This is a genomic window from Burkholderia sp. GW821-FHT14F03 (assembly GCF_058803765.1).
On record NZ_JBXAPG010000010.1, the window covers coordinates 95,377 to 116,535 of the forward strand.

The 21,159-nt window shown below is 69.3% G+C and carries 22 protein-coding genes and 1 pseudogene; 10 read left to right on the forward strand and 13 right to left on the reverse strand.

Annotated features, from left to right (window positions below; genetic code table 11):
- Positions 1–66: 66 nt before the first annotated feature.
- Both ripB and AC1RQF_RS09110 read right to left on the reverse strand, forming a co-directional pair.
- On the reverse strand, positions 67–594 hold the full coding sequence (gene ripB, locus AC1RQF_RS09105; protein WP_273996279.1) for a (R)-specific enoyl-CoA hydratase RipB/Ich: 528 nt from the start codon (positions 592–594) through the stop codon (positions 67–69).
- A 140-nt stretch (positions 595–734) separates the two neighbouring features.
- Positions 735–1,529 carry an AraC family transcriptional regulator gene (locus tag AC1RQF_RS09110; protein ID WP_492871834.1) on the reverse strand — a complete coding sequence of 265 codons (795 nt, stop codon included), beginning with the start codon at positions 1,527–1,529 and terminating at the stop codon, positions 735–737.
- Positions 1,530–1,648: 119 nt separating this feature from the next.
- On the opposite strand from AC1RQF_RS09110, the gene AC1RQF_RS09115 reads away from it, so the two are divergent.
- The gene (locus AC1RQF_RS09115; RefSeq protein ID WP_492871835.1) at positions 1,649–2,875 is read left to right on the forward strand and encodes an FAD-dependent oxidoreductase; all 1,227 of its coding nucleotides are present in this window, start codon (positions 1,649–1,651) and stop codon (positions 2,873–2,875) included.
- 191 nt (positions 2,876–3,066) lie between these two features.
- Entirely contained in the window at positions 3,067–4,035 is a 969-nt protein-coding gene (locus tag AC1RQF_RS09120) for an alpha/beta hydrolase family protein (protein WP_492871836.1), read from the forward strand.
- A gap of 96 nt (positions 4,036–4,131) precedes the next feature.
- Here AC1RQF_RS09120 and AC1RQF_RS09125 read toward each other — a convergent pair whose 3' ends face one another.
- Positions 4,132–4,515, reverse strand: coding sequence for a cupin domain-containing protein (locus AC1RQF_RS09125; RefSeq protein ID WP_273996283.1), 384 nt, complete (start codon positions 4,513–4,515; stop codon positions 4,132–4,134).
- Between the two features lie 2 nt (positions 4,516–4,517).
- Positions 4,518–5,108, reverse strand: a complete 591-nt coding sequence (locus AC1RQF_RS09130) for a LysE family translocator (RefSeq protein WP_273996284.1) — start codon at positions 5,106–5,108, stop codon at positions 4,518–4,520.
- A 100-nt stretch (positions 5,109–5,208) separates the two neighbouring features.
- Here AC1RQF_RS09130 and AC1RQF_RS09135 point away from each other — a divergent pair, with 100 nt between their 5' ends.
- The gene (locus AC1RQF_RS09135) at positions 5,209–6,096 is read left to right on the forward strand and encodes a LysR family transcriptional regulator (RefSeq protein ID WP_273996285.1); all 888 of its coding nucleotides are present in this window, start codon (positions 5,209–5,211) and stop codon (positions 6,094–6,096) included.
- A gap of 103 nt (positions 6,097–6,199) precedes the next feature.
- On the opposite strand, the pseudogene AC1RQF_RS09140 reads toward AC1RQF_RS09135, so the two are convergent.
- The 8 genes and pseudogenes from AC1RQF_RS09140 to phnG form a co-directional block, all read right to left on the reverse strand.
- A pseudogene (locus AC1RQF_RS09140) lies at positions 6,200–6,688 on the reverse strand (EAL domain-containing protein); the annotation flags it as partial.
- Positions 6,689–6,882: 194 nt separating this feature from the next.
- Positions 6,883–8,016 carry an alpha-D-ribose 1-methylphosphonate 5-triphosphate diphosphatase gene (locus tag AC1RQF_RS09145; protein WP_492871837.1) on the reverse strand — a complete coding sequence of 378 codons (1,134 nt, stop codon included), beginning with the start codon at positions 8,014–8,016 and terminating at the stop codon, positions 6,883–6,885.
- A 29-nt stretch (positions 8,017–8,045) separates the two neighbouring features.
- Positions 8,046–8,807, reverse strand: a complete 762-nt coding sequence (gene phnL, locus AC1RQF_RS09150) for a phosphonate C-P lyase system protein PhnL (RefSeq protein ID WP_443111441.1) — start codon at positions 8,805–8,807, stop codon at positions 8,046–8,048.
- 8 nt (positions 8,808–8,815) lie between these two features.
- On the reverse strand, positions 8,816–9,586 hold the full coding sequence (gene phnK, locus AC1RQF_RS09155; RefSeq protein ID WP_252984902.1) for a phosphonate C-P lyase system protein PhnK: 771 nt from the start codon (positions 9,584–9,586) through the stop codon (positions 8,816–8,818).
- The gene (locus AC1RQF_RS09160; RefSeq protein ID WP_492871838.1) at positions 9,583–10,506 is read right to left on the reverse strand and encodes an alpha-D-ribose 1-methylphosphonate 5-phosphate C-P-lyase PhnJ; all 924 of its coding nucleotides are present in this window, start codon (positions 10,504–10,506) and stop codon (positions 9,583–9,585) included. Before AC1RQF_RS09160 ends, phnK begins: the two co-directional genes overlap by 4 nt.
- A complete protein-coding gene (locus tag AC1RQF_RS09165) occupies positions 10,503–11,660 on the reverse strand; it encodes a carbon-phosphorus lyase complex subunit (protein ID WP_492871839.1) in 1,158 nt (385 codons plus the stop codon). The genes AC1RQF_RS09160 and AC1RQF_RS09165 overlap by 4 nt, the downstream gene beginning before the upstream one ends.
- Positions 11,660–12,292, reverse strand: coding sequence for a phosphonate C-P lyase system protein PhnH (phnH, locus tag AC1RQF_RS09170; protein WP_443111442.1), 633 nt, complete (start codon positions 12,290–12,292; stop codon positions 11,660–11,662). The genes AC1RQF_RS09165 and phnH overlap by 1 nt, the downstream gene beginning before the upstream one ends.
- Entirely contained in the window at positions 12,292–12,789 is a 498-nt protein-coding gene (gene phnG, locus AC1RQF_RS09175) for a phosphonate C-P lyase system protein PhnG (protein ID WP_492871840.1), read from the reverse strand. Before phnG ends, phnH begins: the two co-directional genes overlap by 1 nt.
- 157 nt (positions 12,790–12,946) lie before the next feature.
- Between phnG and phnF the strand changes: the two genes are divergently transcribed.
- The 5 genes from phnF (at position 12,947) to AC1RQF_RS09200 (ending at position 17,968) form a co-directional block, all read left to right on the forward strand.
- Entirely contained in the window at positions 12,947–13,723 is a 777-nt protein-coding gene (gene phnF, locus AC1RQF_RS09180; protein WP_273996291.1) for a phosphonate metabolism transcriptional regulator PhnF, read from the forward strand.
- Positions 13,713–14,540 (forward strand): DUF1045 domain-containing protein, encoded by an 828-nt coding sequence (locus AC1RQF_RS09185; protein WP_492871841.1) that lies wholly within the window; start codon positions 13,713–13,715, stop codon positions 14,538–14,540. The genes phnF and AC1RQF_RS09185 overlap by 11 nt, the downstream gene beginning before the upstream one ends.
- Positions 14,537–15,085 (forward strand): phosphonate metabolism protein/1,5-bisphosphokinase (PRPP-forming) PhnN, encoded by a 549-nt coding sequence (gene phnN, locus AC1RQF_RS09190; RefSeq protein ID WP_273996293.1) that lies wholly within the window; start codon positions 14,537–14,539, stop codon positions 15,083–15,085. The genes AC1RQF_RS09185 and phnN overlap by 4 nt, the downstream gene beginning before the upstream one ends.
- A gap of 153 nt (positions 15,086–15,238) precedes the next feature.
- A complete protein-coding gene (locus AC1RQF_RS09195) occupies positions 15,239–16,846 on the forward strand; it encodes an FAD-binding oxidoreductase (RefSeq protein WP_492871842.1) in 1,608 nt (535 codons plus the stop codon).
- 42 nt (positions 16,847–16,888) lie between these two features.
- Positions 16,889–17,968: a lytic polysaccharide monooxygenase gene (locus AC1RQF_RS09200; RefSeq protein ID WP_337995261.1), complete on the forward strand. Its 1,080-nt coding sequence runs from the start codon at positions 16,889–16,891 to the stop codon at positions 17,966–17,968.
- Positions 17,969–18,071: 103 nt separating this feature from the next.
- Here the strand turns inward: AC1RQF_RS09200 and AC1RQF_RS09205 are convergent, their stop codons facing one another.
- Entirely contained in the window at positions 18,072–18,338 is a 267-nt protein-coding gene (locus tag AC1RQF_RS09205; RefSeq protein WP_492871843.1) for a hypothetical protein, read from the reverse strand.
- A 251-nt stretch (positions 18,339–18,589) separates the two neighbouring features.
- Here AC1RQF_RS09205 and AC1RQF_RS09210 point away from each other — a divergent pair, with 251 nt between their 5' ends.
- Together AC1RQF_RS09210 and ahpC are read left to right on the forward strand one after the other, a co-directional pair.
- Complete coding sequence (locus tag AC1RQF_RS09210) at positions 18,590–20,290, forward strand: M4 family metallopeptidase (RefSeq protein WP_273996295.1); 1,701 nt, start codon at positions 18,590–18,592, stop codon at positions 20,288–20,290.
- A gap of 240 nt (positions 20,291–20,530) precedes the next feature.
- A complete protein-coding gene (gene ahpC / locus AC1RQF_RS09215) occupies positions 20,531–21,094 on the forward strand; it encodes an alkyl hydroperoxide reductase subunit C (protein ID WP_273996296.1) in 564 nt (187 codons plus the stop codon).
- The last annotated feature ends 65 nt before the right edge of the window (positions 21,095–21,159 follow it).

Below are 21,159 nucleotides of genomic sequence, written 5' to 3' on the forward strand. Positions count from 1 at the left end.
ACGGCCGGCCGCGCGCGGACCCGTGACACCCTACTCCTTTCCGTCGTCCCGCGTGCGCACGCGGCCTCAGTAGTTCGCCTCGGCCTCCGGCCCGTGGCCGCGCTTGTGGATCAGCATGGTGCGCTCGAAACGCATCACCAGTGCGCCGTCCTGGTTCAGGCCGCGCGTCTCCACCGTCACGATGCCCTGTGTCGGCCGGCTCGCCGATTCGCGCTTGCCCAGCACGGTCGATTCCGCATACAGCGTGTCGCCCGCGAACACCGGCCGGGTCGCGCGCACCTTGTCCCAGCCGAGATTCGCGACCACCTTCGCGCTGACCGTGCGCACGCTCATCCCGGTGAGCAGCGCGAGCGTGAACGTGCTGTCGACGAGCAGCTTGCGCCACTCGGTATGCGCCGCGTAGGCCGCGTCGAAATGCACGGGCTGGCTGTTCATCGTCAGCAGCGTGGTCCAGATGTTGTCGACGTCGGTGATGGTGCGGCCGGGCCGGTGCTCGTAGATCGCGCCGGGTTCGAAATCCTCGTAATACAGGCCGGCGATCTCGCGATAGCGATGCTCCCCGATCTGGCGGTAGGCGGACAGGACTGTGCTCATGCTGGCTCCCGAAGCAGGCGGATGGATGGAGCGGCGCGCCGACACGCCGCGCCGCGCGCCATTCTCCCCATGCGCCCGCGCGCCGGACAACCCGGAATTGCCGAGGCCGGCCTTCGGAAAAACAGAAGGCCGGGCGCGGCTCAGCGCGCGCCCGGCGCGAAATAGCTGCCCGGAGACGCGCCGAGCGCGCGGCGGAACATGGCGATGAAGTTGCTCGGCGTCGCATAGCCGAGCGCATCGGCGATCGCGCCCACCGCATCGCCGTGGGCGAGCCGTTCGAGCGCATAGGCGAGCTGCGCCTGCTGCCGCCAGTGCACGAAGTTCATGCCGGTCTGCGCGACGAACAAACGCCGCGCGCTGCGCGCCGACAGCCCCACCTCGCCCGCCAGCGCGTCGAGCGTGAGCGCGCGGCCCGGCTCGCGCACGATCCGCCGCGCCAGCCGGGCGAGGCGCGGATCGTCCGGCATCGGCAGATGCAAGGCCTCGCGCGGAGCGGCGGCGATCTCGTCCAGCAGCACCGCGACGAGACGCTCGTCGGCCGGAGCGAGCGCCGCCCTGTTCGACCAGCGCGCGGCGCGCCGCACCAGCGCGAGCAGCAGCTCGTTGAGGCCGACCACGCACGGCGCGTCGGGCAGGGCCGCGCAGCTCGACGGCGCGATCATCACGCCCCAGCCGCGCATCACGCCGCTCACGCCGATCCGATGCTCGGTGCCGGGCGGCAGCCAGCCGGCGCGGTGCGGCGGCAGCAGCCACGCGCCGCGCGCCGTGTGCACGTGCAGCAGCCCGCTCTCGATGCAGAAGAACTGGCCGCGCCGGTGGCTGTGCCAGTCGTACTCGCGCGTGCCGAGCCGGAACTCGGACTCCGGCGCGTCCGAGCCTTCGAGCACCCACAGCGCCGGCCCGTCCAGGGCATCCGCGTAATCCAGGTTCGCCATCGTCGTGTTCTCCGCGCGCATTGGCCGTTTTTCATTATTTCTGGTCTCAATGCGGTTATCTTAACCAACCCGTTCGGGCGCATCCTGAATCCCTGTCGTTTTCTCGTGGGATCACACGCATGGACCAAATCGAGCCGTTACACGTCACCATCATCGGCGCGGGCCTGGGCGGGCTGTGCCTGGCCCAGGGGCTGCGGCGCGCGGGCATTCCGTTCGACGTCTACGAACGCGACGCCGCGCCGCACAGCCGCACCCAGGGCTACCGGATCCGCATCGACGCCATGGGCCGGCAGGCGCTCGCCGAGTGCCTGCCCGAGGCGCGCTACGACCTGTTCCGCGCCACCTGCGCGGCCAGCGCCTCGGCGGGCCGCTGCGTCGACCCTCAGCTCGCGGCGCTCGACGGCCGCGCGGCCGACAACTGGGCCCCGTCCGCCACCGAGGAAGGCCCCGGCGACCTGAGCGCGCACCGGCTCACGCTGCGCGAGATCCTGATGCAGGATCTCGGCCCGCATCTGCACTTCGGCCAGGCGTGCGTCGACTACGCGCCGGCCGAGGACGGCGCGGTGACCGCGCAATTCGCCGACGGCAGCGCGCGGCGCACGCGCGTGCTGGTCGCCGCCGACGGCGTGCACTCGATGCTGCGCAGGCGCGCGTTGCCCGAGGCCGAACCGCGTGCGACGGGCACTGTCTGCCTGTATGGCCGCACCCCGCTCACGCCCGCGCTGCGCGCGCTGGCCGGCGACGATCTCGGCACCGGCACGACCGTGATCGGCGCGGACGGCTTCGCCGCCGTGCTCGACGCGATGCGCTTCGGCGCGCCGTTCGCGGCATCCTGCCCGGATGCGCTGCGCCCGGCCGGGTTGAGCCGGGTCGAGGATTACCTGTATTGGGCGTTCATCGGCCCCGAGACGCGGCTCGCGCGCGTCGAACCGATCGGCCGGCGGGCCGACGCCGATGTCTGGCTGCACAGCGTCGACCACTGGACCCGCGACTGGCATCCGCGCGTGCGCCGGCTGCTGCGCCACGCGGAGCCGGAGTCGCTCGCGCTCCAGCCGGTGCGCCGCGCGCCTGCGCTGGGCGCGACGCCGCCGCCCGCGCCGCTGGCGTTCCTCGGCGACGCGATCCATGTGATGAGCCCGGCGGGCGGCGTCGGCGCGAATACCGCGCTCGCCGACGCCGCCGATCTCGTCGCGCGCCTCGCGGCGGCGCGGGCCGGATATGGCGCGGGCTGGCCTGTCGCGCTGCGCGACTATCACGCGGCGTTGCGTACGCGCGCCAATGCGGCGCTCGGGATGGCCGATCGGGCCGCAATGAAGTTGTTCGGATCGGCGCTTGCGGCGGAGTGAGGTGGTTGGTGGTTGGCAGTGGGCAATCAACTGTCCACGGTCCGCTGTCGGACGAAATCAATAGTCGCCCCGGATCTCGCATGCCGGGATGATGCGGAACATGCTTGCGCCCGCAATCAACGCGGGTAACATGGACGCCCGGTTCGAGGCGCGATGTCGAGGCGCGATGCGCGGATAGAACAGGAAGAACCATGATTCGTTTCTGCATGCTCGTCGCGGCCTGGTGCATCGGAACCTCACTGGCGCAAGCCGCCGGCTTTCAGTTCATCGAGATTCCCGGCAACGGGCCGCTTCACGCGCTCAAGGGCGCGGTCTGGTATCCGTGCAAGCAGGCGCCCCGCGACGAAGCCCTCGGCCCGATCGTCCTCTCCGTCGCCAGGGATTGCCCGGTCACGGGCGAGCGGCATCCGCTCGTCGTCATCTCGCATGGCCGGGGCGGCGCGTTCCTCGATCACGCCGACACGGCGCAGGCCTTGGCCGATGCGGGCTTCGTGGTCGCCGCGATCAACCACCCCGGCGACAATGCAACGGATGCGACCCGCATCAACGATTTCCCGGTGCTCGTCGAGCGGCCAGCGGACATCAAGCGGTTGATCGATTTCATGCTGGGCTCGTGGCGGGCCTCGGACCGCATCGACGCAAACCGCATCGGCATCTTCGGCTTCTCGCGCGGCGGATACTCCGCGCTCGTCGCGATCGGCGCCGAGCCCTCGTTTGGAACGCATCTGCGCTTGTGCGACGGCGTGGATACGCCGCTCTGCGATCAGGTGCGCAAGGGAGAACCGCCTGCGCTCGCGCATGATCCGCGCATCAAGGCGGCGGTGATCGCCGATCCGGTCGCCCTCTTCTTCTCGGCGGAAAGCTTCTCGAACGTCAAGATTCCCGTCCAACTCTGGCGATCCGAGTTGGGCGGAGGCGGCGTGACGCCCGAGAGCGTCGCGAACCTCGTCGGCGAGCTGCCGGCGAAACCGGCGGTGCATGTCGTGCCGCACGCCCGGCACTTTTCCTTCATGGCGCCCTGCTCGGCTGCCTTCGCGCAGGTTGCGCGCGAGATCTGCGCCGACGAGCCGGATTTCGATCGCGGCGCGTTTCATCGGGCGTTCAATGGCGAGGTGCTTGCGTTCTTCCGTCAACAACTGACGCGGCAAGGGCCGTCGTAACGGACAAGGTTCGACGTCGCCGACATCGACATCGACATCGACATCGACATCGACGGTAATCGAGCGCCCGCGCGGCCCACGCCGACCCGCACGCACTCAGCGCAGCTGCGCCTCGATCGGCTTCGTCAACGGCGAGACCACCTCGCCCGTATGCCGGGTCTGCACGGGCTCGACCAGCACGACCCAGCATTCGTCGTCGGCGACCGGATTGTGCAGCGTGCCGCGCGGCACCACGTGCATCGAGCCCGCCGGCAGATCGACAAAGCGCCCGCCCTCGTATTCGATCCTCAGGTGTCCGCGCACGACGAAGAACAGTTCGTCCTCGTGCGCATGGTCGTGCCACACGAGCTGGCCGCGCACCTTGGCGATCTTCACGTACTGATCGTTGACCTGCGCCACGACTTTCGGCGACCAATACTCGGATACGTCGGCGAACGCCGCTTCGAGGTCGAACGATTCGGCAAACGGATGGGATGACATGTCTATCTCCAGGTCGGAATGACGGACGCGGCGAGCAGCACGCCCATGACGACGTTGAGCATGCGCCAGTGACGCGGCGTACGCAGGCGCCGCGCGAGCAGCACGCCGAGCGCGGACCACAGCGCGAGCGACGCGCACGCGGCCACGCCGAACGCCGCGCCGAGCAGCATCGCGAGCCGGTTCGGGGTGCTCGCGAGCAACGCGAACGACGCCGCCGCGCCGACCGTCATCGCCCAGCTCTTCGGGTTGAGCCACAGCAGCACGAAACCGTTGGCGAGCGTGATGGGGCGCGCGGGACCGTCGCCGGCGTTCGGCGGCCCGCTGCGCGCGATCCGCCACGCGAGCCACAGCAGATAGGCGGAGCCGAGCGCCTTCACGCCCGTTTGCAGCGACGGCAGCGCGAGCAGCAGACCGCCGAGCCCGAGCGCCGCGACGGCGGCGAGCAACGCGAGGCCCAAGGCAATGCCGAGCATCAGTGGAATCGAGCGCATGAAGCCGAAGCGCGCGCCCGAGGCGGTGGCGAGCATGGTCGCGCCGCCCGGCGTCACGGTCGCGACGGCGACGAACAGGAGCAGCGGCAGGATCGAGGTCATCGGGGCCAATCCGGGGAACGATACTCGTACTGTACAAGGCGTCGATACATCAGCAAATGGAATAATTTTGATGCGATCCATTACGCCGCATAATGCGTCGATGACCCGCAACCTCGACCTCGATCTGATCCGCACCTTCGTCGCCGTCGCCGACAGCGGCAGCATGACGGTCGCGGCGAATCGGCTGCACATGACGCAAGGCGCGGTGAGCCAGCAGGTGAAACGGCTCGAAGCCGCGCTGGACTGCGTGCTGTTCGTGCGCAAGACGCGCAAGCTGGAACTGTCGCGGCACGGCGAGCAGTTTCTCGTCAAGGCGCGCCAGATGCTGCGGCTGAACGACGAGATCTGGACCGACATGACCGCCCAGCCGCTACGCGGCAGCCTGCGCGTGGGCGTGCCTTACGATCTCGTGACGCCGCTCGTGCCCGCGATGAAGGCGTTCGCCGACGCGCATCCCCACGTGGAGATCTCGCTGGTGTGCGCGGCGTCGCCGGAGCTGGACGAGGCGTTGAACAGCGGCCGCGTGGATGTGACCTTGATCGAATACGTCGCGAGCGAAGCCGAGGGCGACGTGATCCGCATCGAACCCTTGGCGTGGGTCACGGGGCGCGGCAGCGAGGCGTGGCAGAAACGGCCGCTGCCGCTGTCGATGGTGGACGCGCGCTGCGCGTTCCGTCCGGTGGTGCTCGGCGCGCTGGCGAACGCGGGCATTGCGTGGCGGACGGTGTTCGAGAGCGGCAATATTGAGGCGACGGCGGCGACGGTGCGCGCGGGTCTTGCGATCACGGCGTGGCTCGTTTCCACGGTGCCGGGCGACCTGGACATCCTGACGCCTCGCGAGGCCGGCCTGCCCGCGCTGCCGCCGTTCGCGATCTGCCTGCGCCTGCCGGGCGCGGCGCAGCCGGCGGCGCGGGAGTTTGCGCGCTATGTGCGGGAATCGATGGCAGGTGATGCAGGGACGCGAGGGGGGAGTGCGAAGATCGCGTGACAGGCCCCGCGACGTGCGTCGGCTCCTGCCCGCCCCGCCTCGACGGATACCCACGGCGCGAGGCACGACCCGCACGCTCGACCACGCATGCAACGCCGCCCCTTCACTCCGCCAGCGCCTCCGCCCCGCGATCGGCCGCCGCCTTCCCGCGCCCCAGCGAGATCTCGACCAGTTGCTCCGCCGGCTGCGGCCGCGCGAACAAGAACCCCTGCACCTGGTGACACCCGATCTCCTGCAGGAACGCCAGCTGCCGTTCCGTCTCGACGCCTTCCATGACCACGTCGAGCCCCAACGCCCGCCCCATCGCCACGATCGCGCGCACGATCGCGTCGTCCGGGCTGCCCGAGCCGCAGTCCGTGAGAAACGACCGGTCGATCTTCAGCGTATCGACCGGCAGATCCTGCAGGTACACGAACGACGAATACCCCGTGCCGAAATCGTCGATCGCGAGACTGATCCCGCGCGTGGCCAATTCCCGCAACAGAATCCCGATCTCCTCGCGCGTGTTCATCGCCATGCTTTCGAGCAATTCGAGTTGCAGGCACTCGGCCGGCAACGCGGTCTCGCTGAGAATGGTCATCAGGTCGCTGAGGGACGGCGCGATGCCGCGCGCGGCAGTCGGCGATGCGTGCCGGCGTCATGGAATCGACGTCGACAAGATCGATTTCGCGAACGCGCAGGCGTATGCCGATACGATCCGGCGCAGCGACCGCATGAACCCGCCCCGGTCGCGTGACCGTCCGGCGCGGCGCGCGAACCGTCCTGCGTCCGCGCGCCGCGCGGCCCTCAAGCGACCCGTCGCCCCGCGCGATAGGTCTCGCGCGGCACCGGCAGATCGCCATGCAGGGCGACCCGCACGAGATCCGCGCGCAGGCCCGGCGCGATCGCGCCGCGATCCACGAGCCCCGCCTGCATGGCCGGCTCGGCCGACACCGTCGCGATCGCGCGCGGCAGCGTCCAGCCGGCGAGCCGCACCAGTTCGAACGCCGCGCTCAACAGGCTCGACGGCACGTAGTCGGACGACAGGATGTCGAGCAGGCCGTCGCGCGCCAGTTCGAGCGCCGACACGTTGCCCGAGTGCGAACCGCCGCGCATCACGTTCGGCGCGCCCATGATCGTGGCGAGACCATGCGCGCGCGCGGCCTGCGCGGCAACCCGCGTGGTCGGGAATTCCGCCAGCGTGATGCCCTCGGCCGCCGCCTGCTCGACATGCTCGACCACCGTGTCGTCGTGGCTCGCGACCGGCACGCCGAGCGCCGCGCAGCGCGCGATGATCTCGCGCCGGTGCCGGTCCGCGAAGCGCTGCTGCTCGTCGGCCATCTCGGTGAGCAGCGTCGCCGCCTGCTCGTCGCTCCAGCGGCCATGCCGCTCCTGGTAGCGCCGCCACTGCGCGGGATCGTGCCATTGGCGCTGGCCCGGCGTATGGTCCATCACCGACGCGAGCCGCAGCAGCGGATGCCGCTCCAGAGCGCCGAACACCTCGACCACGTCCTCGGTCGCGACCTCGCAGCGCAGATGCAGGAAATGCTCGGCGCGCAGCAGGCCGTCGCGCTCGAAGCGCGCGAGCGCCTCCGCGCAACGCGTCTGCATGTCGCGGCCGCGTACGCCGACGCTCAGGCGCGTGCCGATCGCGAGCGAATCGAACACCGTCGTGATGCCGGCCGCCGCGATCTGCGCGTCGTGGATCACGAACGCCGCATCGACGTCCCACACCACCCCCGGGCGCGGCGCGAGATGCTTCTCCAGGTTGTCGGTATGCAGTTCGACGAGCCCGGGCAGCAGGTAGTCGCCGCCCCAGTCCTGCGCCTCGCGCGCGGCGGTCGCCCCGCGCGCCACATCGCGGATCACGCCGTCCTCGACCTGCACCGCGCCCACGAACACTTCGTCGCGCGTGACAACGCGCGCATTGCTGATCAACATCGCTTTCTCCAGCTTTCGCCCAGCTTGCTTCATTGGATGGCGCGCGCCTGCCGCGACGGCGCACGCAGTTCGACGCAACGGGTCGCGACCTGGTCGCGCGTCCCCTCGTCATGGAAGATACCGACGATCGCCGTTCCCTGCCGGCGCATTTCGACGATCAGCGCCGCGACCGCGTCGCGGTTCTCCGCGTCGAGCGACGCGGTGGGCTCGTCGAGCAGCAGCACCGGATGCCCGGCGATCAGCCCGCGCGCGATGTTCACGCGCTGCTGCTCGCCGCCCGAGAACGTCGCGGGCGCGAGCGGCCACAGTCGGCGCGGCACGTTCAGGCGTTCGAGCAGGCGCGCGGCGCGCGCGTTCGCCTCTTCCTCGTCCACCCCGCGCGCGATCAGCGGCGCGGCCACCAGCGCCTGCGCGCCGACCCGCGGAATCGCGCGCAGGAACTGGCTGACATAGCCCACCACGTCGCGCCGCAACCGCAGCACCTCGTGCGGCTCGGCCTCGGTCACCACCACGTGAGCGCGCGCCGGCTCGCGGATCGCGATGCCGCCCGCGCTCGCCAGATAGTTGCCGTACAGGCAGCGCAGCAGCGTGCTCTTGCCCGCGCCCGAGGGCCCGGTCAGCACCACGCACTCGCCCGCGTCGACGTCGAGCGACACGTCGCCGAGCGCCTCGATGCGGATCCCGCCCTGCCCGTGCAGCACGAAGGTCTTGCCGACGCCCGCCGCGTGCACCATCCGCGCCGGATGTCCGGCGAACACCTGCGCGGGCCGAAATGATTGGTTCGCTTCCATGCTGGTCCTCATACTGGCAAAACCGACGACACGAGCATCTGCGTGTACGGATGCTGCGGATCGTCGAGCACCTGGTCCGTCAGGCCCGCCTCGACGATCTCGCCGCGCTGCATCACCATCAGCCGGTGCGCGAGCAGGCGCGCGACGCCGATGTCGTGCGTGACGATCAGCATCGACAGGTGCAGCGTCGCGGTCAGCGTGCGCAGCAGGTCGAGCAGGCGCGCCTGCACCGAGACGTCGAGGCCGGCGGTCGGCTCGTCCATGAACACGAGGCGCGGGCCGATCACGAGGTTGCGCGCGATCTGGAGCCGCTGCTGCATGCCGCCCGAGAACGTCGACGGCAGATCGTCGATGCGGCCCGTGTCGAGTTCGACGCGCGCCATCCAGTCGGCCGCCGTCTCGCGCAGCCGGCCGTAGTGGCGCGCGCCGACCGCCATCAGCGGCTCGCCGATGTTCGCGCCCGCCGAGACGCCGGATCGCAGCCCGTCGCGCGGATTCTGCTGGACGAAGCCCCACTCCGTGCGGATCAGCTGCCGACGCTGCGGCTCGGGCAGCGCGAACAGATCGACGCGCGCGCCGTCGCGCCGCGTGTAGTGCAGCGCGCCGGCGTCGGCCCCGGTGCGCAGCGCGAGCAGGTTCAGCAAGGTGGTCTTGCCCGAACCGGACTCGCCGACGATGCACAGCACCTCGCCCGGATACAGGTCGAAGCTCGCGTTCGCGCAGCCGTTGCGGCCGCCGAAGCGCTTGGTCAGATTGCGTGCGCTCAAGAGCGGCGTCATGCCGGTTCCCCCTCGGTGTGCGGCGCGCGCGGCGGCGCGGCCGGCGTGGATACGTCCGGCGCGTCGCCGCGCCGTTCGCCGCAGTAGTCGCTGTCCGAGCACACGAACATCCGCGTGCCGCGATCGTCGACGATCATCTCGTCGAGAAAACTCTCGTGCGAACCGCACAGCGCGCACGCGCTGTCCCAGCGCTGCACCTCGAACGGATGGTCGTCGAAATCCAGGCTGCGCACCGGCGTATAAGGCGGAATCGCATAGATGCGCCGCTCGCGCCCCGCGCCGAACAGCTGCAGCGCGGGACTCATGTGCAGCTTCGGATTGTCGAACTTCGGAATCGGCGACGGCGAGGCCAGGTAGCGGCCGTTGACCATCACCGGATAGTCGTAGGTCGTCGCGATGCCGCCGTGGCGCACGATGTCCTCGTAGAGCTTGACGCTGATGAGCCCGTAGTCGGCCAGCGCATGCAGCTTGCGGCACTCGCTCGCGCGCGGCTCCAGCTTGAACAGCGGCTCGGGCATCGGCACCTGGTAGACCAGGATCTGACGCTCGGTCAGCGGCGTCTCGGGGATCCGGTGGCGGGTCTGGATCAACGTCGCGTCGACGGTGCGGGTGGTCGTCGCGACCCCGGCCGTGCGCGCGAAGAAGCGCCGGATGTTGACCGCGTTGGTGGTCTCGTCCGAGCCCTGGTCGATCACCTTCAGCACGTCGGCGCGGCCGATCAACGCCGCCGTGACCTGGATCCCGCCCGTGCCCCAGCCGTACGGCAGCGGCATCTCGCGCGACGCGAACGGCACCTGGTAGCCCGGCACCGCCACCGCCTTCAGCAGCGCGCGACGGATCATCCGCTTGGTCTGCTCGTCCAGGTACGCGAAGTTGTAGTCGCCCGCGCCGTCGGGCGGGCTCTCGTCGATCGGCTTCATCGTCCTGCCTCCTCTTGGGCGGGGTGGTCCGCCGGCGCGGCCGCATCCGGCGCGCGGGCCGCGCGCAAGCGCCGCACCAGCTCCAGCTCGGCCTGGAAATCCACGTAATGCGGCAGCTTCAGGTGCTGCACGAAGCCGGACGCCTCGACGTTGTCGCTATGCAGCAGCACGAACTCCGGATCCTGCGGCGGCGCGTCGGCCGTCTCGCCCAGCTCGTGCGCGCGCAGCGCGCGGTCGACGAGCGCCATCGCCATCGCCTTGCGCTCCGAATGCCCGAACGCGAGCCCGTAGCCTTGCGTAAACGACGGCGGCACGCCGTTGCCGCCCGCGAACTGGTTGATCATCTGGCATTCGGTCACGTCGAGATCGCCGATCTCGACCGTCTCGCCGTCGAGTTCATCGAGCGCCAGCTCGACGCTGACCGCGCCGAAGCGCAGCTCGCCCGCGAACGGATGCGAATGGCCGTAGCCGCGCTGCGTCGCGTAGCCCATCGCGAGCAGGAAACCCTCGTCGCCGCGCGCGAGGTTCTGCAGGCGCAGCGCGCGGTCCGCCGGAAAACGCAGGGGCTCGCGCGACAGGTCGCCCGGTTCGGGCGCATCCGCCGTCGGGATCTCCTGTTCGATCAGCCCTTCGCGATCGAGCAGCGACACGACGCGCGGCATCGATTCAGGTTCAGGTTCAGGATCAGGCACGCGCGCCGCGCCGGCCGGCGCGGCGGCGGGCGCGGCCGAGGGCGCGTCGCCCTGCTCCGCGAGCAACGCGAAATCGAGCAGGCGCTGCGTGTAGTCGTAGGTCGGCCCGAGGAACTGGCCGCCCGGAATATCCTTGAAGGTCGCGGAGATGCGCCGCGCGATCCGCATCGCATCCGTATCGAGCGGCGCGGTGCAGCCGAAACGCGGCAGCGTGGTGCGATAGGCGCGCAGCAGGAAGATCGCCTCGACCAGATCGCCCGCCGCCTGCTTGATCGCCAGCGCGGCCAGCTCCTCGTCGTACAGCGAGCCTTCCGTCATCACGCGCGCCACCGCGAGCCGCTGCTGCTCGCGGATCTGCGCGACGCTGATCTCGGGCAGCGCGGTTGCACCGCGCCGCGCCGCATCGAGCAAGCGCCACGACGCTTCGATCGCGCGCTCGCCTCCCTTGACGGCGACGTACATCAGGCCACCTCCGCTGTCGTGGTGCGCGGCAGGCCGAGCAGCTCGCGGCCGCACACGAGATAGGCGTCGATCCCGCACGGAAACAGCGGCGCGAAGGCCGCCCGGGCCGCCCAGAACGCCGCCGGCAGCCCCACCGGCGCGAGCGTGCGCGCGCCGTCGATGCCGGGCCCCTGCACGCGCACCGGCGCGCCGCCCGTCAAGGCGTCGACGCGCACGAACAGCGTCGCGGATTGTTCGGGCGCATCGGGCGCGCCGAGCGCGAAGCGTTCGAGCGCGGCCGCCGAGGCCGGTTCGTGCAGGTAGGCGAAACATGCGCCCGCCGGCGCGTCGACCAGCGGCGCGCCGGTATGAAAGCGCAGCGCCGATGCGAAGACCGGATCGGGCGTGTCGAGATAGATCGGCGTGCTGTCGTCGCCGAGCGCGAGCAGCGCCGCGAACGCGGCCGGCGCGGCGGCGGAGCCGCGCGCGAGATCCGCCTCGCCCGCCGCCGGCGCGAGCCGGACGATCGTGCCCGGACGCGCGAGCGCGTCGAGCAGCGCGCGGAACGCCTGCTGCGTGTCATGCACCGGATCGCCGAAGCCGGCCGGAATATCCGCGATCGCGATGCGCGCGCGCGTCATGCTGTCTGTCATCAATCGCCTCGTACCATCGTGAAGAATTCGACCCGCGTCGTCGCGGTCTCGCGTGCGCGCGCCGCGCGCTCGGCGGCCTGTTGCGCGCGGAACGGCTCGATCAGCTCGGCGTGCGCCCGCGCATGCCGCTCGGGCAGCTGCAGCAGCGCATCGGCCAGCGCGGCCAGCTCGGCGCGGCGCTTGTCGCGCCCCAGGTGGCAGGCGACGCCCACGGTCGCCGGCGGCCCGCCTTCGGCCGCGCGCAGGCGCAAGGTCGCGCGCGTGACGGTGGCCTCGCCCAGGTTGAACGCATCGCCCGTGCCGCCGATCCGCCCGCGCACCATCGCAAGGCCGATCTCGGGCGGCCGCAGCCAGTCATAGGCCGGCGGCGCGCCGCCGGCCAGCACGCGCTCGAGCGCGCTCGCCAGTGCATCGCGCGGCGCGCGCGCCAGCACGGCGAGCCAGGCGCGCCGCGCGGCCGGGGAAAAACAGGCATCGGAACTAGAACAGGGGTTCATCGGCACTCCACGAAGTCCAGGCAGCGAAATTTAACCACCATCCCATCTAAACGTCTAGACGTTTAGACGTTTAGATGTAAAATGCGATCTGTCCCGCCGGCGGCGGTGCACTACAATGCGCCGCGCGCTCATTGCATCGCAAGGAATTGACACCACCATGACATCGAACGAAATGCCCGATACGCCCCATCCGCTCGAACGCGGCGGCGGCGTGGCCGTCTGGCGGCAGATCGAGCAGATCCTCGCCGCGGAGATCGCCGCGGACGGCTTCGGCGAGGACGGCCGGCTGCCGAGCGAGGGCGAGCTGGCCAAGCGCTTCGACGTGAACCGCCACACGGTGCGGCGCGCCGTGCTGGGGCTCGCCGCCTCGGGGCTCGTGAGCATCGAACAGGGGCGCGGCACCTTCGTGCAGTCGGGCGCGATCGACTACACGATCGGCCGGCGCACCCGCTTCACCGAGAACCTGACCCGCCATCAGCACACGGCCGGCGGCCGGATGCTGTCAGCCGCGCGCGTGAAGGCCGACCCGGTCGTCGCGAAAGCGCTCGGGCTGCGTGCGGGCGCCTATGTGTACCGCATCGAATCGATCCACGAAGCCGACGGCGTGCCGCTCACCTACGCGCACAGCAGCTATCCGGCCGCGCGCTTCGCGGATCTGCCCGATGCGCTCGATCGTCATGACCGCGTCACCGACGCGCTCGCCGAATACGGCGTGACCGACTACCTGCGCAAGTGGAGCCGGATCGGCAGCGTGCTGCCCGAGGCGAACGTCGCGCGACGCCTGAATCTCAACCGGCAGCAGCCGGTGCTGTGGGTCGAGAACGTCGACGTCGACCTGGAAGGCCGGCCGATCAAGTACGGGGTCACGCATTTCGCGGCGGACCGCGTGCAGTTGGTGATCGACAACGACGACGTGCCCGGCGATGCGCGCTGACGACGGCCTCGCCCGCTGGCCCGCGCAGGCGCGCTTCGCGATCTACTACGCGCCGCCGCGCGACAGCGCGTGGTGGCGCGCGGGCTGCGCGTGGCTCGGCCGTGATCCGGAAAGCGGGGCGGCGGGTTCAGGCCCGGCCGCCTCGGGCCCGGCAGACTCAAGCTCGGCTGAACCATGTTCGCCCGGCTCAAGCGCAACCGACACGGGCGCGGCCGATCCCCGCCCCCAACCGCCCGCGCTCACGCGTCCGCTGGCCGACCTCACCGTCGCGCCTGCGCGCTACGGCTGGCACGGCACGCTGATGCCGCCGTTCCGGCTCGCCGCCGGCGTGACGCCCGCCGATCTGCTCGCGCAGGCGCAGCAGTGGGCGGGACGCCAGCGCGGTTTCGCGCTCGCGGTCACGGCCGCCGCGCTCGGCCGCTTCGTCGCACTGCGCCCCGCCACCGACGCGGACGAGGCCGCGATGCGCGCGCTCGCCGAGGATGCCTTGCGCACCTTCACGCCGCTGCGCGCGACGCCCTCGGCGCGCGAACGCGATGCGCGACGCGCGCAGCCGCTCACGCCGCGCCAGCAGACGCTGCTCGACGCCTGGGGCTATCCGTACGTGCTCGACGAGTTCCGCTTCCACATGACCCTCTCCGATTCGCTCGACGATCCCGCCGAGCGCGGCATCCTGCTCGACTGGTGGCGCGCGGCGGCGCCCGGCCTCGGCCCGCTGCCCGCGACCGGCGCGGCGCTGTTCGTCGAACCCGCGCCGGGCGCGCCGTTCGTGCTGTGGCGGCGACTGCCGTTCGACACGTTGCGCACGCAACCATGAGCGACGCGCGACTCGTCTACGTGATGGGCCCGTCCGGCGCGGGCAAGGACACCCTGCTCGCCTATGCGCGCGAACGCCTGCAGCGCGAGCCGGTGCTGTTCGCGCATCGCTACATCACCCGCGCCGACAGCGGCCCCGAGAACCACGTCGCGCTCAGCGACGAAGCGTTCGCGCTGCGGTCCGCGCGCGGCCTGTTTGCGCTCGAATGGTCGAGCCATGCGCTGCGCTACGGCATCGGCATCGAGATCGACCAATGGCTCGCGGCCAGCTGCACGGTGGTCGTCAACGGCTCGCGCGCGCATCTGGCCACGGCGCTCGCACGCTATCCGCGCCTGCGCGTCGTGCACGTGAACGCCGCGCCGCACGTGCTGGCCGCGCGGCTCGCCGCGCGCGGCCGCGAGAGCGCCGAGCAGATCGGCGCACGCCTTGCGCGCCAGGTCGAATGGCGCGCGCCCGGCGGCACCCGCATCGCCACGCTCGACAACTCCGGCACGCTCGACGATGCGGGGCGCGCACTCATCGCCCTGCTACGCGAGCACCCCTGAGCGCCACTCCTATTTCTAGTAGCTCCCCGCAAGATCGTCGGTCATCTACCATTTAATTAATCGTTTCCGACGAGATTGTCCCGAGCCGCCGCGCGGCAGGACCCAAAACGACACGACCGCCGCCGGGCGGCATGCATCTCTGGGAGAGGGCGTTTGAGCTACATTCCGATCGATTCGACCGATGCACGCTACAACACGCTCAAAAAAGGCTTCAACCTGCGCTGGCCCGCCCCCGAACAAGCCGCGCAACGGATCCTGGTCTGCAACGACGCCGCCGAAGCCCAGCAGGCGCTCGACCATGCCCTCACGCACCAGCTGCGCCCCACGCTGCGCAGCGGCGGGCACTGCTACGAAGGCTTCGTTTCCAACAACCCAGGCGGCATCATCATCGATATCGGCAACCTGACCGGCATCGACACCGACGTGAGCGCGGGCGGCCGCCGCTACGGCTTCCGTCTCGCGGCCGGCAACCAGAACTGGGACAGCTACCTGGGCCTGTACCGCAACACCGGCAAGACGCTTCCGGGCGGCTCGTGCTATTCCGTCGGGCTCGGCGGACACATCAGCGGCGGCGGCTACGGATTGCTGTCGCGCCTGAACGGCTTGACCGTCGACTGGCTCTCGGGCGTCGACATCCTCGTCGCGGACAACGGCAAGGCGCGACTGCTGCATGCGAACGCCAGCCAGCATGCGGACCTGTTCCGGCTGTGCCGCGGCGCGGGCGGCAACAACGCGGGGCTCATCACCCACTACTACTTCGACGACCTGCCGGTCGCGCCGGGCGAGGTCGTGGTGGTGCAGCTGCAGTTTCCCTGGGACCAGTTCATCGACGCGGGCCGCCCGCAATTCGATGCGTTCGTCAACGCCTATGCGGACTTCCTTCATGCGGCCGACACCGAAACCGACACCTACGGACTGTTCACGCTGCTGAAGCTCACTCACGTGAGCGCGGGCAATATCGGCCTCACGGTGCAGTACACGGATCGCGACGGCGGCGTCGCCGACCTCGGCCCGCTGCTCGCGTTCCTGAAGGCCCTCGCGCCATTCAAGCAAGCGTTGCAAAGCGCGTACCTGCCGGGCGCGGGCCACCCGTTCATCGGCAGCCATCCGAAGACGCTGAGCGCGCAGGGGCTGCCCACGAACACCCGCGTGATGGATTGGCTCTACGCGACGCAGACGTTCAACGGCTCCGGCGCCAATCAGCGCGGCAAGTACAAGTCCGCGTACATGAAGCAGCGCTTCACAGAGCACGAGCTGGATGCGCTTCATCGCTATCTGAGCAAGACGCACGCCAAGGATGATGACTTCGCGCAGTCGCTCGTGCAGGTCGACTCTTACGGCGGCGCGGTCAATCACGCGTTCTCCGGCAATCCGCACTTCGACCCGGCGCATAACGAAACCGCCGTGCCGCAGCGCAGTTCGATCCTCAAGCTCCAATACCAGACCTACTGGACCGACCCGCTCAACGACGCCAAGCACGTCGACTGGCTGCGCGAGTTCTATTGGGCCGTGTACCGGCACGACGGTTTCAACGGCACGCCGTATCCGGCGTCGCAAGCCCTGCGCGGCTCGCGCTACGAAGGGTGCTACATCAACTACCCGGACGTCGACATGCTGACGGGCGAGCAGCCCGGCACGGCCGGCTACCACTGGGGCGAGCTGTACTACGGCGGGCTCTACGACTCGCTCGTCGCGGCCAAGCGCGCCTACGACCCGCACAACGTGTTCCATCACGCGATGTCGCTCGGCGCGACGCCCTGAGACAACCCGCACGCTACCTTCGCCCTCCAGGAGATAGGCCCGATGAAATCGTCCATGCGCTCCGCGACCCGCGCGCGCCCCACGCTGCATCGATACATGGCGCTGTCGCTGCTCGCCGCAGTCGGCGCGACGCTCGCGCCCGTGCGGCCGGCGGCCGCGCACGGCGCGGTCGGCTATCCGATCGCGCGGCAATACCAGTGCCGCATCGAAGAAGGCTACTGGTATCCGGAGAACGGTTCCGCGATTCCGCACGACGACTGCCGCGCCGCGTTCCGCGCGGGCAACCAGTCCGCCTATCCGTTCACGCAGTGGAACGAGGTGTCGGCCAATCCGGTCGGCCAGGGCAACGATCTGGCGAAACTCAAGGAAGCCGTGCCCGACGGCCAGCTGTGCGCGGGCGGCGACCGCAGCAAGGCCGGCCTCGATGTACCCGCCGCGCAGTGGCGCAAGACGCGGCTCGTGCCGCGCAACGGCCACGTCGAACTCGTGTGGGAGAACACCCAGTCGCACAATCCGGCGCGCATGCGCATCTTCATCTCGAAGCCGCAGTACAACGCGGCCGCGCCGCTGCGCTGGGACGACCTGCAACAGATCTACGACGCCCCCGCTCCCAAGCCGATCGCGGCGAACGGCGCAGGCCACATGTCGTCGGTCACGTCGCTCTACAAGCTCGATGTCACGCTGCCGCCCGGCCGCACCGGCGACGCGGTGATCTACAGCTACTGGCAGCGCATGGATGCGGGCAACGAAGGCTTCTTCAACTGCAGCGACGTGTCGATCTCGACCGACGAGAACACCGCGAGCTTCCCGTGGCAGGAAGACCGCGCGCTCGTCGAGGCCGGCTTCAAGCCGCGCGCGGGCCAGCAGGTGCGCTTCCGCGTGCTGGGCGGCGCGCAGGGCGAGGAACAGATCGACCTGCGCGTGCCGATCACCACGCGGAACGCGGACCCCGCCGTCTGGAGCCGGCAGCTCAATGACCTGCTCGCCCACTACGGCAACACCGTGAAAATCGGCAAACGCAGCGGCAACGCCGTGGAATTCGACGCGAAAGAGCCAGCGGCCAACAAGGTCTGGCTGAAACCGAACACCAGCAGCGCGCTCAGCATCATCGGCAGCAACTGACGTCAGCCGCGCCGGGCGCTTGCCCGGCCGGCTCCGGCACTAACGCCGGACCTCGTGTGTGTCTGCGGATATTCCCTCGGTATCCGCCGTTGGCGGCCATCGTTTACGCGATGCGCCGCCTTTTTTTGCATCGCCGGAATGAATAATATCGCCCACTCATGCGATAAACGAGATTCCTCGCGACAATTCCGCCATTCAATGCGCGCATGAGTATTTCGGAACATATTTCCTCTTTTTCCCGCCCGCAGTAAATTCGACACAGCTTACCCGACAGCGTATCGACAGCATAAAAACGGCTGCTCGCGCCGCGCCCGCCGCCGGCATCGAAACCGCCATCAATCCCGCGAATTCTTTCCCCGACTTTGTTCACGCCCGCCCATCAAGGCTGACAAGGCAACGATTCCATTTTCCTCGCCTCCCGGATCATTTCAGATTGCTCACCAACAGCTGACTCGATGTATTTGATCCTAATCAAACTTTAATTTTTTGGTAAATATCTTGTAATTACAAAATTGAACTTCTAGGATGCCTCCTGCAGTTCACAGTACCTCTACAGTTTTAATGCTTGCGCTTAATTCACTTATCAATATTCACGCATTCATTCATTATCTGGGGGTTTACATGAATAAACTGACTTGCCTGCTGTCCATTACCGCGCTTTCGTTGGCGACCCTGAGCGCCTTCGCGCAAGGCGGCGACCAGCAGGCCACAGTCGACCGGGCGCTGCAGTTGGTCCAGCAGAATCCGAGCAGCTTCAACCTCTCCGCCGGTCCCGCCGCGCGCTCGCTGAAATTCGCGGCCGCGCAGGCGAACGCGCCGACGGAAGGCGATCAGTTCCAGGTCCGCGACGTGATCGTCGATCCCGACGGCACCGAACACGTGCGCTTCGATCGCTTCTACGGCGGGCTGGCCGTGATCGGCGGCGACATCGTCGTGCACTCGAACCAGGGGCAACTGAAGCAGGCAAGCCTGACGCAAGCCGCGCCGATCAACCTCGCCGGCAAGATCGGCAAGGTCGGCGAACGCTTCGTGGTCCGTAACGCGCCCGACGTCGGCGCGACGGCGGCCCAACGCGCCGCGACCGCGCGCTTCGGCGCGTCTGTGCGCCGCGTCGATACGCCCGAACTCGTCGTGTTCGCACGCGACGTCGCGCCGACCCTCGCGTACGCGGTGCGCGTGCTCGGCAAGGCGAACGATACGCACGGCGAGGCGGTGCTCTACTACGTCGATGCGCGCACGGGCGCCCTGCTCGATGCGCAGGACCTGATCAAGTCGTCCGCCGCGACCGGCACCGGCCGTTCTCTGTACTACGGCAATCTGTCGCTGATCACCGACCAGACCGGCACCAACGCCTACCGCCTGCTCGATCCGACACGCGGCGGCGGCTCGGTGTACGACGGCCGCGGGCTCGAGGCCGGCGACATCGATCAGGGCGGCAACAACCTGTCGATCTTCACGAGCAGCACCAACGTGTGGGGCAACAACACGACCAGCGATCGCCAGACCGTCGCCGCGGACATCGACTACGGCCTCGCGATGACCTGGGATTACTACAAGTCCGTCCACAACCGCAACGGCGTGTTCAACGACGGGCAAGGCGTGAAGAGCTACGCGCACGTGGTGTTCGACACCGGCGCGGGCACGACCGGCGCGAACGCGGCGTGGATGCCCTCGCACGTGATGGTGTATGGCGACGGCCAACCGGGCAGCCGCCTGCCGCGGCCCGTCGTGTCGATCGACGTGGCCGGGCACGAGATGAGCCACGGCGTGACCGAGGCGAGCGCGAACCTCAACTACTCGGGCGACGCGGGCGGCCTCAACGAATCGACCTCCGACATCTTCGGCACGCTCGTCAAGTTCTACGCGAACAGCCCGAAGGACCCGGGCAACTACGTGATCGGCGCGAGCGTGGTGAGCGGCGGCCTGCGCAAGATGTACAAGCAGGATCTCGACGGCCGCTCGTACAGCTGCTATCCGTCGGGCGGCTTCTCGTGGTCGAACCCGCGTCACGATCCGCACTACTCGTCGGGCGTCGGCAACCGCTTCTTCTACCTGCTGTCGGAAGGCCCGACCGTACCGTCGACCGACACCGGCTTGTCGAAGAGCCAGCTGGTGTGCAACGGCGACACCAGCTTCAGCGGCGTCGGTCGCGACAAGGCCGGCAAGATCTGGTATCGCGCGCTGACCGTGTACCTGAACGCGAACTCCAGCTATCCGAATGCGCGGCGCGCGTCGATCTCGGCGGCGAACGACCTGTACGGCACGAATTCGGCCGAAAGCGCGGCGGTCGCCCGCGCCTGGAGCGCCGTGGGCGTGAACTGACGCAGCCGCGGGGGGGGGGGGGGGGGGGGGGGGGGGGGGGGGGGGGGGGGGGGGGGGGGATGTCGCACCCGCCGCGACGCGCGCACCTGACCTCGATGGGCCGGCAAGCCCGCTGCGACGGGCTTGCCGGCCCACATAGAAATTCACGATGTGCACCATTAAGACAAGCAATTTCACAGCCGCGCATCGTCTCGCCATACTGGCGCTTCCTTACCACACACCGAAACAGAGGAAGTGCAGATGCCGATCATCAACACCCAGATCAAACCGTTCAAGGCAACCGCGTACCACCACGGCGACTTCGTGTCGGTCAGCGAAGAAACGCTGAAGGGCAAGTGGTCGGTCGTCGTGTTCTACCCGGCCGACTTCACGTTCGTGTGCCCGACCGAACTCGGCGATCTGGCCGACCGCTACGCCGATTTCCAGAAGCTGGGCGTCGAGATCTACGCGGTGTCGACCGACACGCATTTCACGCACAAGGCATGGCACGACACGTCGGACACGATCTCGAAGATCCGCTATCCGATGATCGGCGACCCGACGCTGACGATCTCGCGCAACTTCGATGTGCTGATCGAAGAAGAAGGCATGGCCCTGCGCGGCACCTTCGTGATCAACCCGGAAGGCGAGATCAAGCTGTGCGAGATTCACGACAACGGCATCGGCCGCGACGCTGGCGAGCTGCTGCGCAAGGTCCAGGCCGCGCAATACATCGCCGCGCACCCGGGTGAAGTCTGCCCCGCGAAGTGGACCCCGGGCGCCGACACGCTGACCCCGTCGCTCGACCTGATCGGCAAGATCTGACCCGCTCGGCCCGAACGGGCCGCCGCGCACCGGCCGCGCGCCGGTGCGCTTCCCTCCCGGCGGGA

Bases quoted from the DNA above. Each gene is read 5' to 3' on its own strand.
- ripB (WP_273996279.1), bottom strand. From the start codon at position 594: ATGAGCACAGTCCTGTCCGCCTACCGCCAGATCGGGGAGCATCGCTAT.
- AC1RQF_RS09110 (WP_492871834.1), bottom strand. From the start codon at position 1,529: ATGGCGAACCTGGATTACGCGGATGCCCTGGACGGGCCGGCGCTGTGG.
- AC1RQF_RS09115 (WP_492871835.1), top strand. From the start codon at position 1,649: ATGGACCAAATCGAGCCGTTACACGTCACCATCATCGGCGCGGGCCTG.
- AC1RQF_RS09120 (WP_492871836.1), top strand. From the start codon at position 3,067: ATGATTCGTTTCTGCATGCTCGTCGCGGCCTGGTGCATCGGAACCTCA.
- AC1RQF_RS09125 (WP_273996283.1), bottom strand. From the start codon at position 4,515: ATGTCATCCCATCCGTTTGCCGAATCGTTCGACCTCGAAGCGGCGTTC.
- AC1RQF_RS09130 (WP_273996284.1), bottom strand. From the start codon at position 5,108: ATGACCTCGATCCTGCCGCTGCTCCTGTTCGTCGCCGTCGCGACCGTG.
- AC1RQF_RS09135 (WP_273996285.1), top strand. From the start codon at position 5,209: ATGACCCGCAACCTCGACCTCGATCTGATCCGCACCTTCGTCGCCGTC.
- AC1RQF_RS09145 (WP_492871837.1), bottom strand. From the start codon at position 8,016: ATGTTGATCAGCAATGCGCGCGTTGTCACGCGCGACGAAGTGTTCGTG.
- phnL (WP_443111441.1), bottom strand. From the start codon at position 8,807: ATGGAAGCGAACCAATCATTTCGGCCCGCGCAGGTGTTCGCCGGACAT.
- phnK (WP_252984902.1), bottom strand. From the start codon at position 9,586: ATGACGCCGCTCTTGAGCGCACGCAATCTGACCAAGCGCTTCGGCGGC.
- AC1RQF_RS09160 (WP_492871838.1), bottom strand. From the start codon at position 10,506: ATGAAGCCGATCGACGAGAGCCCGCCCGACGGCGCGGGCGACTACAAC.
- AC1RQF_RS09165 (WP_492871839.1), bottom strand. From the start codon at position 11,660: ATGTACGTCGCCGTCAAGGGAGGCGAGCGCGCGATCGAAGCGTCGTGG.
- phnH (WP_443111442.1), bottom strand. From the start codon at position 12,292: ATGACAGACAGCATGACGCGCGCGCGCATCGCGATCGCGGATATTCCG.
- phnG (WP_492871840.1), bottom strand. From the start codon at position 12,789: ATGAACCCCTGTTCTAGTTCCGATGCCTGTTTTTCCCCGGCCGCGCGG.
- phnF (WP_273996291.1), top strand. From the start codon at position 12,947: ATGACATCGAACGAAATGCCCGATACGCCCCATCCGCTCGAACGCGGC.
- AC1RQF_RS09185 (WP_492871841.1), top strand. From the start codon at position 13,713: ATGCGCGCTGACGACGGCCTCGCCCGCTGGCCCGCGCAGGCGCGCTTC.
- phnN (WP_273996293.1), top strand. From the start codon at position 14,537: ATGAGCGACGCGCGACTCGTCTACGTGATGGGCCCGTCCGGCGCGGGC.
- AC1RQF_RS09200 (WP_337995261.1), top strand. From the start codon at position 16,889: ATGAAATCGTCCATGCGCTCCGCGACCCGCGCGCGCCCCACGCTGCAT.
- AC1RQF_RS09210 (WP_273996295.1), top strand. From the start codon at position 18,590: ATGAATAAACTGACTTGCCTGCTGTCCATTACCGCGCTTTCGTTGGCG.
- ahpC (WP_273996296.1), top strand. From the start codon at position 20,531: ATGCCGATCATCAACACCCAGATCAAACCGTTCAAGGCAACCGCGTAC.